The sequence below is a fragment of the Pseudomonas sp. PONIH3 genome, from assembly GCF_002934345.1.
Taxonomy (GTDB): Bacteria; Pseudomonadota; Gammaproteobacteria; order Pseudomonadales; family Pseudomonadaceae; genus Aquipseudomonas; species Aquipseudomonas soli.
Window position 1 is genome coordinate 26205 of record NZ_CP026386.1, and the last position, 15504, is coordinate 41708.

The window sequence follows — 15504 nt, forward strand, 5'->3', positions numbered from 1 at the left end:
CAACTGTTGTGCCAAGTTTTTGCGGAGGGGCGTCCAGGGCCTTTGCGACGAGGGTTTCAACCTACCGGCAACGATCTGGCGAGGTAGCCATGGTGGGCGGGTGGCCCCAGCATTGGGGAATGGGGTGAGGCTCGGTGTCTGTCGTGGCTGATGACTGCCAGTCAATTCTGAAGCACACTGCCGAAAAATCCGATGCCCGTTGCCCCGCCTGAGCGAGGCACACCAGGAGCACGCAATGGCGCGACAACTTCCAACAACAACCGCCAATGACCCCTTGCAGCAATCTCGCCTGGTCCGCCTCAAGCTTGCCAGCGAAGGCGAACTGCCCTGCGGCATGCTGCGCGACGAGATCGACGCCTCCTGGCGGCGCAGCCTTGGCCATGGCCTGGACTGCCTGCAGGGCGAGCAGGTCGGGCTGGGTATTCGCCACGGCCTGGACCTGAACACGCTGCTGGAACACAACCGCCTGCTGATCGACGCGGCCACTCCCGAGCTGGACTACCTGATCAAGCGCCAGGGCAAGAGCGGCATCGTCATCCTCGGTGACGCCCAGGCCAACGTGCTGACGATCGACGGGCAGAAACACGTCCTACAGCGCGAGGGCCTGCGCGACCTGCACCCCGGCAGTTGCTGGAGCGAGGCCCTGCGCGGCACCAATGCCATCGGCACGGCAGTGGTCGAGGGCCAGGCGACCCTGATCAACTGCGGCGAGCATTACCTGGACCGGCTCAGCCCGTTCTCCTGCACCTCGGTGCCGCTGCGTGATCCGCGTGGCGAAGTGATCGGCGTGCTCGACGTGACCCGTGAAGGGGTCATGGCCCAGCCCCAGGACAGCCTGTCCACGTTGCTGCTCGCCGCCGGCAATATCGAAGGCCGGTTGTTCGGGCTCTACCATCCCGAGCATCTGGTGCTGGCCTTCCACAGCCGCCCGCAATACCTGGCCAGCGCCTGGCAGGGCCTGCTGGCGCTGAGCCTGGAGGGCGAGGTGCTGGCAGCCAACGACAATGCCTGCCAACTGTTGCAGATGCCACGCCAGGCGCTGCTCGGGCGGCGCAGCAGCGACCTGTTGGGCGAGCGCTCGCCGGCGTTCATCGCGCGCCTGTGGCAGGGCGGTGTCAGCAGCGTGCAGACGGCTGCGGGCGAGTTCTTTTTCCGGGCGCTGCAACTGCCACGGCATGCTCGCATCAGTGGCCCGTCCCCGGACGCCAAACCAGCAGCGCCGAAGGCCCAGGCACTGCAAGCGCTGGCCGGGGGCGATGCGCGGCTGGCGCGTGCCTTGCGCATGGCCCGCCAAGGCCTGGCGAACGGGCTGCCGGTGCTGCTGCTGGGCGAAACCGGCACCGGCAAGGAGGTGGTTGCCCGTGCCCTGCACCAGGCCGGTCCGCGTGCCGACAAGCGATTCGTGGCGGTCAACTGCGCGGCGATTCCCGAGGGGCTGATCGAGTCCGAGCTGTTCGGCTACCGCGACGGCGCCTTCACCGGCTCGCGCCGGGGCGGCATGGTCGGGCGGCTGATGCAGGCCCATGGCGGCACGCTGTTCCTCGACGAGATCGGCGACATGCCGCTGGCCCTGCAGGCGCGCCTGCTGCGTGTGCTGCAGGAGCGCCGCGTGGCGCCCCTTGGCGCCGGCGACGAGCAGGACATCGACGTGGCGCTGATCTGCGCCACCCATCGCGACCTCAAACGTCGAGTCGCCGACCAGCACTTCCGCGAAGACCTCTACTACCGGGTCAACGGCGTGTCCCTGCGCCTGCCGGCACTGCGCGAGCGCGACGACCTGGCAACGATCATCCAGGGCCTGCTGGACAAAGCCGGGGCCCGCGCTGTCAGCCTTGACCCGGCACTGGTTGCGCTGCTGGAGAACTTCGACTGGCCGGGCAACATCCGCCAGCTGGAAATGGTGGTGCGCACCGCCCTGGCAATGCGTGAGGAGGGTGAGCAGGTGCTGACCCTCGACCACCTCACCGACTGCCTGCTCGATGAACTGGCCAGTGGCGCCGCGCCGTCCGGCAGCCTGCGCGACAACGAACTGGAACTGATCCGCGCCGCGCTGGCCCGGCACCAGGGCAATGTCTCGGCCGCGGCGGAGGCCCTGGGCATCAGCCGGGCGACGCTGTACCGCAAGCTCAAGCAGTTGCGTGGTTGAGCCATGGGCGGACTGTTTTCCCGATTGATCGAATCCAGCGACCCGCAGTTGATGCGCCAGGCCCTGGCGTGGCTCTACGGCTTCGTGCGCCCGCAGCGTGGCGCCATCGGCGTGCTCCTGGGGTTGTCCCTGGGCGCCTCGCTGCTGGCCCTGGCGCAACCCTGGCTGGTCAAGACGCTGATCGACGAGGGCCTGCTGGCCAAGGATTACCAGACCCTCTGGCACATGGCGGTGATCATGATCGTCGCTGGCCTGCTCGGCACGCTGCTGGCAGGGATCAACCGCTACCTGCACACGCGCCTGTCCGGGCGCATCCTGTTCGCCCTGCGCGACGACTTGTACCGTCATCTGCAACAACTTTCGCCGACCTTCTACGGGCGGCGGCGCACCGGTGACATCCTGTCGCGGCTCGATGGCGATGTCGCCGAGATCCAGCGCTTTGCCGTGGACTCGCTGTTCTCGGCGGTGTCGGCGCTGATCGGCCTGGTCGGCGCGGTGGCCTTGATGCTGATGCTGTCCTGGCAGCTGTCGCTGCTGCTGGCGTTGCTGATTCCGCTCGAAGTGCTGTGGCTGCGCTGGATGCGACGCAAGGTCGAGCGGGAGGTGCGCAGCCTGCGCGAACGCTCGGCGGACGTGTCGTCGTTCCTGGTCGAGACGCTGCCGGCGATGAAGTTCATCCAGGCCGCCGGCCAGCAGCGGCGTGAGGCCGAGCGCCTCGATCAGTTGGGGCAGGGCTACATGGGGCAACTGCTCAGGGTGCAGGTCACCGAGTTCTTTACCCAGGCGGTGCCCGGCACGCTGACTTCCTGGTGCCGGGCCTGCGCATTCCTGGTCGGTGGCTGGTGGGTGATCCAGGGCACCTGGCAACTGGGCGCGCTGATCGCCTTTTCCACCTACATGGGTATGGCCGTCGGTCCGGTGCAGAGCCTGCTGGGCCTGTACGTCGCGGTGCAACGGATGGCCGTGAGCCTGGGACGGGTGATGGAGCTCAAGCGAGAAGCGCTAGCGGTGCGTGAGGTGGACGATCCCCGGCCCATGCCACAAGGGGCCGGGGAGTTGCGACTGGACGGCGTATCTTTCGCCCACGATGGGCGCCAGGGTATGGTGCTGGAGCAGGTGCAGGCCTGTCTGCCCGGCGGCGCCAAGATCGCCATCAGTGGCGCTTCCGGCGTCGGCAAGTCGACCCTGATCGACCTGCTGCAACGCTTCTACGACCCGGATGGCGGGCGCATCCTGCTCGACGGCGTCGACCTGCGCGAGCTTGACCTGCAGGCCCTGCGGCGGCGCATCGCGGTGGTCAGCCAGGACATCGTGCTGTTTCGCGGCACCCTGGCGCAGAACCTGGCCTACAGCACGCCCCAGGCCAGCCGTGAGGAGATCGAGCAGGTGGTGCGCCTGACCCGCCTGGACAGCCTGGTGCAGAGCCTGCCGCTGGGGCTCGATGGTCTGCTGGGCGAACGCGGCCAGCAGTTGTCCGGTGGCCAGAAGCAACGTATCGCCATCGCCCGGGCGCTGCTGCAGCAACCGGCGATCCTGGTGCTCGATGAGGCCACCTCGGCGGTGGACGAAGCCACCGAGCGTGAAGTGATAGCCGCCATCGACCAGCTGTTCGCCGGGCGTACGCGGATCCTGATCAGCCATCGTGCCTCGACCCTCGCCGATGCCGACTTGCACCTGGAACTGCGTGACGGGCAATTGCGCAGCAAGGAGCCCGCCGACCATGGCCGCTGACCCGTGTATTGGCGTGATCGACAGTGGCTGCTCGGCGCAGCAGGCCGATAGCCTGCTCGGCGCGCGGCGCTTCTGGCTTGAGGACGGCGTGTTGTGCGAGGGCGAGCCGCTGCCGGATGCCCTGGGCCACGGCAGCGCGGTGCTGGCGCGGCTGCGGGCCGAGTCCGGCGACCAGCCGGTGCTGCTGGCCCAGGTGTTCGCCGGGCAGGGCAGCACCAGCGCCTTGCAGGTGGCCGCTGGCCTGTTGTGGCTGGTGGAAGCGGGCGCGACCGTGGTCAACCTGAGCCTGGGCCTGCGCCAGGATCGCCCGGTGCTGCGCCTGGCCTGCGCCGAGGCCGTGGCCGCTGGCGTGCTGCTGTGCGCCTCCAGTCCGGCGCGGGGCGAGCCGGTGTATCCAGCCAGTTATCCCGGGGTTATTCGCGTCACTGGCGATGCCCGCTGCGCCGCTGGGCAATGGTCGTGGCTGGACACTCCTCAGGCCGACTTCGGCGCGGCGGTTGGCGCCGCCGGGGTGGCCGGCGCCAGTCTGGCCTGTGCCGCGTTCACTGGACGGGTGGCGGCCCTCCTGCGCGAGGAGCCCGGCATGACGCGGCAGGCACTGTTGCACTGGCTGGAGCAGCATGCGGCGTTCGTCGGCCCTGAGCGCAAGGAGTCGACCGATGTCTGAGCCGAGCATCCTGGTACTCGGTGCCGGACCTGCGGGGGCCACTACTGCCCTGGGTCTGCGGCGGATGGGCTACGCCGTCACCGTGGTGTCCGACTGGCGCCGTTTCGCCGCGGTGGAAGGTGTTTCGCAACGTGTGCTGGAGGGCTTGCGCCATGCGGGCCTGGGCGCTGCCCTGGCCGAAGCGACCACGCCGGCCACGCGGCAAGTGCACTGGAACGGCGAGCGGCTGCAACCGAACCAGGAGTGGCTGCTGGATCGCCAGCGCTTCGACCAGGCACTGCGTGATGACTTGAATCGTGCTGGTGTCGAGCTCGTCGAAGGGCGTGTGCGAGAGGTGGAACAGGGGCAGGGGTACCGGGTCCAGTTGGACGACGGGCGCGCCTTGCACGGCGATTTCCTGGTCGAGGCCCGTGGTCGTCAGGCCCCGTTGAGCGAAGGTCGCCTGCGCGGGCCGGAAACCGTCAGCCTGCTCAACCTCTGGCAAGCCGAGCCCGGCACGCTGGCCTCGGCAGTGGAGAGCCTGGACGACGGCTGGGCCTGGATGGCGCGGCTGGCCGATGGCCGCTGCTACTGGCAGGTGACGCTGGACGTGATGGCGGCGCGGCTGCCGGGCAAGACGGCGTTACCCGAATACTGTGCCGGGCGCCGCCGTGGCTCGGCGCTGGTGGCGCAACTGTTTGGCGAGCAGGCCTTTGCCCCTGCCCAGGTGCATGCACGCAGCAGCACCGCGATTCTTGTCGGCAACTGCGCAGGTCCTGATTGGCTGCGGGTTGGCGATGCGGCGATGGCGGTCGATCCGTTGTCGGGCAATGGCATCTTCCAGTCCTTGTCCTCGGCGCTGCAGGCGCCCGTGGTGATCAATACCCTGCTGCAGCGGCCCGGGCAGGCGGCCTTGGCGCAGCGTTTCCATCAAACGCGGATCGAACAGCTGTTCCTGCGTTTCGCCCGGATCGGGCGCGACTTCTACGCCCAGGAAGCGCAGCGTGGCACGCAGCCGTTCTGGGCTCGCCGCCGAGGCTGGCCGGATGCGCAACCGCTGCACGCGGCGGCAAACTGGCAGGCGGTGCGGGTGGAGCGCCGCCCGGTGCTGCGTGATGGTTGGGTGGAGGAGGCCGAAGTGGTGGTGACGGCTGATCAGCCGCTGGGGGTGTGGCACCTGCAGGGTGTCGAGCTGGCGCCGGTGGTGCGCGGGGTGCAGGCGGGCACCGGCCTGGAGCGCCTGGTGACACAGGCGCACCAGCCGATGGTCGAGCGCTGGTTACGCGAACAGGGCTTTTGATTTAGAAGAATGTCCCCACCACCAGTTGTAGGTAGGCACCGCTATCCCGGCCACCCAACTGCACGCCGCCATCCTGCGCACTGCGCTGCGGGGTGTAGAACCCCACCAGCGGGCTGATCAGCCAATGCTCGTCGACCATCCACTCCACATACAGGTCCACCTCGCGCCCACCCAGGTTGCCCTGGTCGGTGCTGAGCGGGTCGAAGTCGAAGTACAGCGCGCCCAGGGTCAGCCCCTCCCGTGGCGTGGCCTTGAGCGCCACATGGTGCACCTGGGTATTGCTGTTGAATGGCCCGGCGTAGTTGGCCGCCACCTCGCCCTGGAACCAGGTGCCATAGCCCCGGCTCAGGCCATAGAACAGCGGGTCGAAGTGCTCCGAGAAGCGGCTGTAGCGGTAGGTGGCGGTGGGCGACCAGGGCAGCCCGGAGAAGGTCCAGTTGCCCTCCAGGTACCAAGCGTTCTCGCGCCCGTCGGTGCGATCCTGGGTGACATACTCGGCGGCCAGTTCGAGGTCTTTCACTCCCAGGTTGCCACGCCCGCGCAGGCTCACCGTGTCCATGCCGTCGCGGTGTTCCAGGCCAAGGATCTCGGCATAGCGGCGGTCGACATCCAGGCCGCGGATCCAGCTCAGGCCCAGGGTGCCCGCGTCGGCGACATGCTCGAGGTTGGCCACCGCCATGGAGGTGTCGGCCTGGAACGGGTTGTCGGACTTGAGCCACATCAGGTCGCCGCGCCAACCCTGCTTGCCGCCCAGACGCAACACGGCGGTGCGGTCGAACGCCTTGCGCGCCGCCAGGTAGTAGGCGCCGCCACGGTCGAAATCGGCGCCCAGGTCGACGTTGCCGGCATTGACCGGGTCGCCCTGGATCAGGAAACCGTCGCCGAGGGTGATGACCTGGCGCCCGCCGGAGAGATCGATGCCGTCTTCGCCAAGCGCCGGAAACAGGGTACCCGAGCGCCATCCAAGGTAAGCGTCCTCGATGCCGGTGCGACGTTCGTCACCGAGCGTGAAACCCGCGGCGTCGCCATCGCCCCAGGTGGCCGAACTGAGCAGGCTGAAGGCGCCGTAAAGCGTGCCGTTGCCGGTCAGCGCCTGGCTGGCGCTCAGGCCGTACTTGACGTAGCCCTCGCGCCAGTTGCTGCTACCGGCCTGGCGGTTGCCGAACTGGTCGAAGCTTTCGTCGCTGTGGAACACGCCGAACAGCGCTTCGAGGTTGGCGTCCAGGGTGGTGCCGGCGTGGTTGTAGAGTTCTTGGGCCTGGGTGAGGGGAGAGGCCAGCAGCAGGGCCAACGTGCAGGCGAGCTTGTGCGTCATGGTGTGCTCCATGTTTTTGTTGTTTTCTGGTTTTTTCATTGCCTGGCCGGGTCACATCGCCGGTCAGGCGATGAGGCCGGCACAGGTGAATCAGAGCTTGATCAGCACCGACTTCAGCTCGGTGTAGTGCTCGATCGCCGCCGCGCCCATCTCGCGGCCGACGCCGGAGAGCTTGTAGCCACCGAACGGCAGCGCCGGGTCCAGCGCGCTGTGACAGTTCACCCACACCGACCCGGACTTGATCCGCGGAATCATCCGGTGCACCGCGGCCAGGTCGTTGGACCAGATGCTCGCGCCCAGACCGTAGGGGTTGTCGTTGGCCAGGCCCACCACCTCGTCGAGGTCGTCGAATGGCATGGCCACCAGCACCGGGCCGAAGATTTCCTCCTGCACCAGGCGGTGGCGCTGGTCGACATCGACGATCACCGTCGGCTTGACGAAGTAGCCCGGGCCGAAGCCTTCGCCGCCGCAGGCGATGGTCGCGCCCAACTCGCGACCCAGGTCAATGTAGCCGGTCACCCGCTCCTGCTGCCGGGCCGAGATCAGCGGGCCCATCTGCACGCTAGGGTCCAGGCCGTTGCCCAGTTTCATCGCATTGGCGATGCCGGCGATATCGGCCACCACGTTGTCGAAGTGCTTGCGCTGCACATACAGCCGGGAGCCGGCGCAGCACACCTGGCCCTGGTTGAAGAAGATCGCCGTGGCGGCTCCGGCGGCGGCCTCCTGCAGGTTGGCGTCGGGCAGGACGATGGTCGGCGACTTGCCGCCCAGTTCGAGGGTGACGCGGGTCATGTTGTCCATGGCGGCCTTGCCGATCAGCTTGCCGACTTCGGTGGAGCCGGTGAAGGTCAGCTTGTCCACGCCCGGGTGGCGGCTCAGCGCGGCACCGGCGTTCAGCCCGGTGCCGGTGATCACGTTGAACACGCCGTCCGGATAGCCGGCCTCGCTTACCAGTTCGGCGAGCTTGAGGGCGGTCAGCGGGGTTTCGTCGGCAGGCTTGAGCACCACCGTGCAGCCGGTGGCCAGCGCCGGGCCGAGCTTCCAACAGGCCAGCAGCAGCGGGAAATTCCAGGCGACGATGGCACCGACCACGCCCACCGCCTCGCGGCGCACGAACGCGTGGAAGTCGTCATTGGGCATCAGCGGCAGCGACGGCTCGACCGTGCTGCCTTCGAGCTTGGTCGCCCAACCGGCCATGTAGCGCAGGAAGTCGATGGCCAGTTGCACGTCCATCACTTGGGCCACGGCGGCACTCTTGCCGTTGTTCAGGCATTCCAGCTCGGCCAGCTCCTGGGCATCGCGCTGCATCAGGTCGGCCAGGCGCCACAGCAGGTTCTGTCGCTCGCGCGGACGCATCCGGCTCCAGGCCGAGTGTTCGAACGCCTGGCGGGCGGCCTGCACGGCCCGGTCGACATCCTGTGCCTCGGCCGCGGGCACCTCGGCGAGGACCTCGCCACTGGCCGGGTTGCGCAAGGTCATGGTGCGGCCGCTGGCGGCGTCCTGCCAGTCGGCGCCAATGCGCATCTTCAGCTGGCGTGCGAGGAAGGCACGGGTGGCGGGCAGGATCGGCAGTTCGGAATGCATGGGGCGGTGCCTCTTGTCATGGTTGTGACCAGGGCAGGGCAATGGGCGTGCCAAGCCGTTCAACGCGTTCACAACCCTTGATACATGTGGTTTTCGCATTACATGGCATGCAGTCAGGGAGGCTTGACCTGTTGCACATTGAGACTGTGTGAGACGCAGATGAAACGGACCGCTGTGCGGGCCAATCGCCGGCAAGCCGGCTCCCACAGGCGGCGTTGCTCTCGAAGCTGGCTAGATCCCTGTGGGAGCTTGCTTGCCAGCGATGGCATGCGCAGCACGCCCCGTGTCTCAAGGTGAAACACCTCGTCGCGAAATGGCACGTTCGGCCACAGCCTGCGCTGCTGGGGTTTGCCCCTGCTCAGCGTTCAAATCGTTGATGCACAACATATTTGCCGCAATTGGCACACTTCCTGTATCGCTACTGTCAGATGCACACCGCAGCGTGCGAATAACGATAAGAACGATACCGTGGAGGTCTGACCTTGAAGACGACTCGACTCCGGCGGCAGGCGGGCACACTGGCGCTGGTCGCCACCGCACTGCTGTCCGCCCAGGCCATGGCGGCCGAGCAGGGCCCGAGCCTGTTGCAGAACAAGTGCATGGGGTGCCATATCCCCGAAGGCAACGACAGCTACAGCCGCATCAGCCACCAGCGCAAGACCCCCGAGGGCTGGCTGATGAGCATCGCCCGCATGCAGGTGATGCATGGCCTTTCGATCAGCGACGACGACCGCCGTACCCTGGTCAAGTACCTGGCCGACAAGCAGGGCCTGGCGCCCAGCGAGACCGACGGTGTGCGCTATGCCATGGAGCGCCGGCTCAATACCGTCGAACACTTCGACGACCAGCTCAGCCAGATGTGCGGGCGTTGCCACTCCGGCGCCCGGGTCGCCCTGCAACGGCGCCCGGCCAAGGAGTGGGAGCACCTGGTCAACTTCCACCTCGGCCAATGGCCGTCCCTCGAATACCAGGCCCAGGCCCGCGACCGCGACTGGCTGGACATCGCCCTCAAGCAGATGGTGCCCGACCTGGCCAAGCGCTTCCCCCTCGACAACCCGGCCTGGGCCGAGTGGCTCAAGGCCCGGCCCGAGTCCAAGGTCCTGGCCGGGCAATGGGCGTTCAGCGGCCATATGCTGGCCAAGGGTGACGTGCGTGGGGTGATGACGGTGAGCGCCGAGCAGGGCGACACCTTCAAGGTCGAGGTCAAGGGCGCCTACGCCGACGGCACGCCGTTCAATGGCAGCGGCTCGGCGATCCTCTACAACGGCTACGAATGGCGCGGCAATGTCAAGGTCGGCGAGGCCAACCTGCGCCAGGTGTTCGCCGCCATCGACGGGCAGATGAAGGGCCGCATGTTCGAGGCCGAGCACGACGAGCGCGGCCTGGACTTCAGTGCGGCGAAGGCCGGGCAGGGGCGCCTGCTGGCGGTGCAGCCGGCGTTCATCAAGACCGGCAGCGACAGCGAGATCACCCTGGTGGGCAGCGACCTTTCCGGCAAGCCCGACCTGGGCGCGGGCGTGCAGGTGACCGAAGTGCTGGAGTCGACGCCGACGCTGATCCGGGTCAAGGCACGGGCCGCCAAGGATGCCGCCGCCGGCCCCCGCGAGGTGGCGGTGGGCGCGCTCAAGGGCGTGCAACTGGCGGTGTACGACAAGGTCGATAAGGTCAAGGTGGTGCCGGCGTTCTCCATTGCCCGCATCGGCGAGAACGGCGCCTCGGTGCCGAAGGTGCAAGGTCGCTTCGAGGCTGAAGCCTGGGGCAAGGACGCCAGTGGCCAGCCGCTGCGCATCGGTTACCTGCCGGCCACCTGGAAAGTCGAGCCGTTCAACGAACGGGCGGTCGAGGACGAGGACGTCAGGTTCGCCGGGCAGATGCAGGCCGACGGCGTGTTCGTGCCGGGCGGGGCAGGGCCCAACCCCGAGCGCAAGATGATGACCAACAACGCCGGCAACCTGAAGGTGATCGCCACCCTCGCCGACGGTGGCCAGCAGGGCGAGGGCCACATGATCGTCACCGTGCAGCGCTGGAACAATCCGCCGCTGCCATAGGCATCAACCTGACCAATTGCTTATCGGGAGGTCGCCATGGGCGCACTACTGAACCTGGTCGAACGCAACCTGCACGAAGTGCAGGTCGATGCCGACCGCATGCTGTTCCATATCCCCAGCAGTTCGCTGTTCGCCACCGACGCGGTGACCGGCGGCATCATCGACACCCTGCGCCGCCAGGGCTGCTCCGCCGAGGAGCTGCTGCAGCAGCTCGGCCAGCAGTTCGACGGCCAGGACATCGAGGAAACCCTGCGCGAGCTGATCGCCCTGGAAGTGGTCAGCGACGGCTCGCCGCTGACCCCGGAAATCGCCCTGAAACAGGTCGAGCGCACCGCGCTGAACACCGTGGTGCTCAACGTCAACACCGGCTGCAACCTCAGCTGCACGTACTGCTACAAGGAGGACCTCGACAAGCCCTCCGCCGGCAAGAAGATGAACAGCGCCACCGCCGAAGCCTCGGTGGAGATGCTGCTCAAGGAGTCGCCGAACGAGGAGCGCTACAGCGTGGTGTTCTTCGGCGGCGAGCCGCTGTCCAACCGGGCGTTGATCGAGCACATGGTGGCGTACTGCGAGCGACGCTTCGCCGAGGCGGGCAAGCAGGTCGAGTTCATCATGACCACCAATGCCACGCTGCTCACCGAAGAGATCATCGACTGGCTCGATGCCCACCGCTTCGGCCTGTCGATCAGCATCGACGGGCCCAAGACCGTGCACGACCGCAACCGCATCACCGTGGGCGGGCAGGGCACCTACGACGTGGTGCGGCGCAAGGCCGACATGCTGCTGTCGCGCTACCGCAGCCGGCCGGTGGGGGCGCGGGTGACGCTGACCCGTGGCATCACCGATGTCGAGACCATCTGGAACCACCTGTTCAACGAGATGGGCTTCGCCGAGGTGGGGTTCGCCCCGGTGACCTCCGGTGACATGGCCGACTTCAACCTCAGCGGCGACGAGCTGGTACAGGTGTTCGCCAACATGAAGGCCCTCGGCCGGCGTTATCTGGAGGCGGCGCTGGCGCACCGCAACATCGGTTTCTCCAACCTGCACCAGCTGATCACCGACATTCACGAAGGCCACAAGAAGGCCCTGCCATGCGGTGCCGGGTTGAAGATGCTGGCAGTGGACCACGAGGGCGAGTTGAACCTGTGCCACCGCTTCACCGGCTCCAGCCTGCCGACCTTCGGCAATGTGCACCAGGGCGTGAAGCAGGCGCAGCTCAACGATTTTCTCTCGCAGCGCCTGGACCGCAGCGGCACCGGCTGCGACAGCTGCCGCATCCGCAACCTGTGTTCCGGCGGTTGCTACCACGAAAGCTACGCCCGCTACGGCGACCCGCAGCATCCGACCTACCACTATTGCGAGCTGATGCGCGACTGGGTCGACTTCGGCATCGAGGTCTACAGCCGCATCATGGCCGCCAACCCGGCCTTCATCGATCGCTATATCACTCCCCGGAAGGCGCACTGACATGAAGCACCTCAAACCGCTGAACAACAAGGCGCGCATCCTCGAGCAGGCGGCCGCCGAAGATCGCGTCGAGGACGTGCTGGCGATGAGCGCCGTGGCCGGCTGCACCGCCACCACCGACCCGGGCTGGGAAGTGGACGCCTTCGGTGGCGTCAGCTCGCTGTGCCAGCCGATGGAGGCCGATCTTTACGGTTGCTCCGACCCTTGCTGGTGGCCAGCCCAGGTGCCGGACATGATGAGCACCTACCAGGACTGGAACGCCCAGGCGACCAACTCCGCCGAAGACTGGCGCAACCTCGGCACCGTATTCCCGAAAGACAAATAGAACGACAAGGGGAAACCGCATGAAACCTGGATTCTGCGCGCAACTCGCGCTCACCGTCGCCGCCACTGTCTGCGCCTGGGCGGCCCAGGCCGACGACGCAGGCAAGGCCCTGAAGGCCGGCCATGAATACCTGATCGCCACCAACTACCCGAATAACCTGCACGTGGTCGAGGTGGCCAGCGACACGCTGTACAAGACCTGCCGCATGCCCGATTCGTTCGGCCCCGGCACGGCGATGATGGCGCCGGACAACCGCACCGCCTACGTGCTCAACAACCACTTCGCCGATATCTATGGCATCGACCTGGACAGCTGCAAGACCACCTTCCACGCCAACCTGTCCAGCGTGCCGGGCGAGGTCGGCAAGGCCATGTACTCCTTCGCCATCAGCCCCGACGGCAAGGAGGTGTACGCCACGGTCAACCCCAGCCAGCGCCTGAACGACCACTATGTGGTCAAGCCGCCGCGCCTGGAGGTGTTCCGCACCGGCGACGGCCTGGATGCCAAGCCCGTGCGCAGCTTCCCGATGCCGCGCCAGGTGTACCTGATGCGCGCCGCCGCCGACGGCAGTCTCTATGTGGCCGGGCCGGACATCTACAAGCTGGACGTCAACACCGGCAAATACACCGTCGCACTGCCGCTGCGCAGCTGGAACCGCCCGGGCTACAGCGCGCCGGACGTGCTGTACTTCTGGCCGCACCAGAGCTCGTTGCACGAGTTCTCGATGCTCTACACCATCGCCAGGTTCAAGGATGCCAAGCAGGACCCGGCCACCGCCGAGCCGCTGTACGGCTACCTGAGTATCGACCTGAAGACCGGTAAGGCCCATACCCAGGAGTTCGCCGAGCTGACCGAGCTGTACTTCACCGGCCTGCGCTCGCCGAAGGACCCGAATCAGATGTACGGCGTGCTCAATCGCCTGGCCCGCTACGACATCGCGCAGAAGAAGCTGGTCAAGGCCGCCAACCTGGACCATACCTACTACTGCGTGACCTTCGACAAGGCCGGCGACAAGCTCTACCTGGGCGGAACGTTCAACGACCTGGCGGTGTTCGACCCCAATACACTGGAGAAGGTGGGAAACATCAAACTGCCCGGTGGCGACATGTCGACCACCACGCCGCAGGTGTTCGTTCGCTAACGCCATCGCGGGGCAAGCCCGCTCCCACGCCGACCACACTGGACCGGTGGGAGCGGGCTTGGCCCGCGATAGGGCCACGTCAGGCAAAACAAAGACACGAGACAGCCCATGCCACAGCCCAGCCACACCGTAGGCAGCAACGCCATTCCCTTGCTCAACTTGTGCATCGGCGACGCCTTCGACACCACCGTCGCCCGCTTCCCCGACCGCGAGGCGCTGATCGTCCGCCATCAGCAGTTGCGCTACACCTGGCGGCAGCTGGCCGATGCGGTCAACCAGCACGCCCGCGCGCTGATGGCCCTGGGCGTGCAGGTCGGCGACCGCTTAGGGATCTGGGCGCCCAACTGCGCCGAATGGTGCATCACCCAGTTCGCCAGCGCCAAGATCGGTGCGATCCTGGTCAACATCAACCCGGCCTACCGCAGCAGCGAACTGGAATACGCCCTGGGCCAGTCGGCCTGCCAGTGGGTGATCTGCGCCGACGCCTTCAAGACCTCTGACTACCACGCCATGCTGCTGGATCTGGTGCCCGAACTTCGCGCCTGCCGAGCGGGCGAGCTGCAAAGCGCGCGCCTGCCAGCGTTACGCGGGGTCATCAGCCTGGCGGCCACGCCACCTGGTGGCTTGCTGGCCTGGTCGGCGTTGCAGGCCCGTGCCGGTGAAACCGCCCCCGGGCAACTCGCCACGCGCCAGGCCAGCCTGCACCAGCACGCGCCGATCAACATCCAGTACACCTCCGGCACTACCGGGTTTCCCAAGGGCGCGACCCTCAGCCACCACAACATCCTCAATAACGGCTACATGGTCGGTGAAAGCCTCGGATTGACCGAGCATGACCGGCTGGTGGTACCGGTGCCGCTGTACCACTGCTTTGGCATGGTCATGGCCAACCTCGGCTGCATGACCCACGGCAGCACCCTGATCTACCCCAATGACGCCTTCGATCCGCTGCTCACCCTGCAGGCCGTGGCCGAAGAACGCGCCACTGCCCTGTACGGCGTGCCGACCATGTTCATCGCCGAACTCGACCACCCGCGTCGCCATGAATTCGACCTGTCCAGCCTGCGCACCGGGATCATGGCTGGCGCCACCTGCCCGATCGAGGTGATGCGCCGGGTGATCGACGAAATGCACATGGGCGAGGTGCAGATCGCCTACGGCATGACCGAGACCAGCCCGGTGTCGTTGCAGACCGGCGCCGCCGACGACCTGGAGCGCCGGGTGACCAGTGTTGGCCGCACCCAGCCGTGGCTGCAGAGCAAGGTGATCGACAGCGTAGGCACCACCCTGGCACGCGGCGAGATCGGCGAGCTGTGCACCCGCGGCTACAGTGTGATGCTCGGCTACTGGGACAACCCCAAGGCCACCGCCGAGAGCATCGACGCCGAGGGCTGGATGCACACCGGCGACCTGGCGGTGATGGACGAACAGGGCTACGTGTGCATCGTCGGGCGCAGCAAGGACATGATCATCCGCGGTGGCGAAAACATCTATCCGCGGGAGCTGGAGGAGTTCTTCTTCACCCACCCGGCGGTGGCCGACGTGCAGGTGATCGGCATCCCCTGCAGCCGCTATGGCGAGGAGATCGTCGCCTGGATTCGCCTGCACCCGGGGCAGGCCCTGGGCGAGGAAGAACTGCGTGAATGGGCGCGGGCGCGCATCGCGCATTTCAAGGTGCCACGCCATTTCCGCTTCGTCGATGAATTCCCCATGACGGTGACCGGCAAGGTGCAGAAGTTCAGGATGCGCGAGATCAGCATCGAGGCGCTGGCGGGCGAGCAGGGGCGGTAGACGCCCTCAG

General features: G+C 67.0%; 11 protein-coding genes. 9 read left to right on the forward strand and 2 right to left on the reverse strand.

Translation table 11 applies throughout. The annotated features are described in order from the left end of the window. Positions 1-235 precede the first annotated feature (235 nt). Genes C3F42_RS00110 through C3F42_RS00125 form a run of 4 tightly spaced genes read left to right on the forward strand, consistent with a single transcriptional unit; the run spans position 236 to position 5823 of the window. Positions 236-2146: a sigma-54-dependent Fis family transcriptional regulator gene (locus C3F42_RS00110; RefSeq protein ID WP_104443754.1), complete on the forward strand. Its 1911-nt coding sequence runs from the start codon at positions 236-238 to the stop codon at positions 2144-2146. Between the two features lie 3 nt (positions 2147-2149). After that, a complete protein-coding gene (locus C3F42_RS00115) occupies positions 2150-3877 on the forward strand; it encodes an ABC transporter ATP-binding protein (protein ID WP_104443755.1) in 1728 nt (575 codons plus the stop codon). Continuing rightward, entirely contained in the window at positions 3867-4544 is a 678-nt protein-coding gene (locus C3F42_RS00120) for a S8 family serine peptidase (RefSeq protein ID WP_104443756.1), read from the forward strand. The genes C3F42_RS00115 and C3F42_RS00120 overlap by 11 nt, the downstream gene beginning before the upstream one ends. Beyond that, positions 4537-5823: an NAD(P)/FAD-dependent oxidoreductase gene (locus C3F42_RS00125; protein WP_104443757.1), complete on the forward strand. Its 1287-nt coding sequence runs from the start codon at positions 4537-4539 to the stop codon at positions 5821-5823. The genes C3F42_RS00120 and C3F42_RS00125 overlap by 8 nt, the downstream gene beginning before the upstream one ends. A gap of 1 nt (position 5824) precedes the next feature. On the opposite strand, the gene C3F42_RS00130 is transcribed toward C3F42_RS00125, so the two are convergent. Together C3F42_RS00130 and C3F42_RS00135 are read right to left on the reverse strand one after the other, a co-directional pair. After that, positions 5825-7138: a hypothetical protein gene (locus C3F42_RS00130; protein WP_104443758.1), complete on the reverse strand. Its 1314-nt coding sequence runs from the start codon at positions 7136-7138 to the stop codon at positions 5825-5827. 90 nt (positions 7139-7228) lie between these two features. Next, entirely contained in the window at positions 7229-8722 is a 1494-nt protein-coding gene (locus tag C3F42_RS00135; RefSeq protein WP_038706262.1) for an aldehyde dehydrogenase, read from the reverse strand. A 482-nt stretch (positions 8723-9204) separates the two neighbouring features. Between C3F42_RS00135 and peaA the strand changes: the two genes are divergently transcribed. The 5 genes from peaA to C3F42_RS00160 all read left to right on the forward strand — a co-directional run bounded on the left by peaA (position 9205) and on the right by C3F42_RS00160 (position 15494). Then, positions 9205-10770 carry a quinohemoprotein amine dehydrogenase subunit alpha gene (peaA, locus tag C3F42_RS00140; RefSeq protein WP_104443759.1) on the forward strand — a complete coding sequence of 522 codons (1566 nt, stop codon included), beginning with the start codon at positions 9205-9207 and terminating at the stop codon, positions 10768-10770. Positions 10771-10806: 36 nt separating this feature from the next. Next, complete coding sequence (peaB, locus tag C3F42_RS00145) at positions 10807-12237, forward strand: quinohemoprotein amine dehydrogenase maturation protein (RefSeq protein ID WP_104443760.1); 1431 nt, start codon at positions 10807-10809, stop codon at positions 12235-12237. 1 nt (position 12238) lies between these two features. After that, the gene (gene qhpC / locus C3F42_RS00150) at positions 12239-12562 is read left to right on the forward strand and encodes a quinohemoprotein amine dehydrogenase subunit gamma (RefSeq protein ID WP_094012540.1); all 324 of its coding nucleotides are present in this window, start codon (positions 12239-12241) and stop codon (positions 12560-12562) included. Between the two features lie 19 nt (positions 12563-12581). Continuing rightward, complete coding sequence (peaD, locus tag C3F42_RS00155) at positions 12582-13703, forward strand: quinohemoprotein amine dehydrogenase subunit beta (RefSeq protein WP_104443761.1); 1122 nt, start codon at positions 12582-12584, stop codon at positions 13701-13703. A 108-nt stretch (positions 13704-13811) separates the two neighbouring features. Next, positions 13812-15494 carry an AMP-binding protein gene (locus C3F42_RS00160; RefSeq protein ID WP_094012538.1) on the forward strand — a complete coding sequence of 561 codons (1683 nt, stop codon included), beginning with the start codon at positions 13812-13814 and terminating at the stop codon, positions 15492-15494. The last annotated feature ends 10 nt before the right edge of the window (positions 15495-15504 follow it).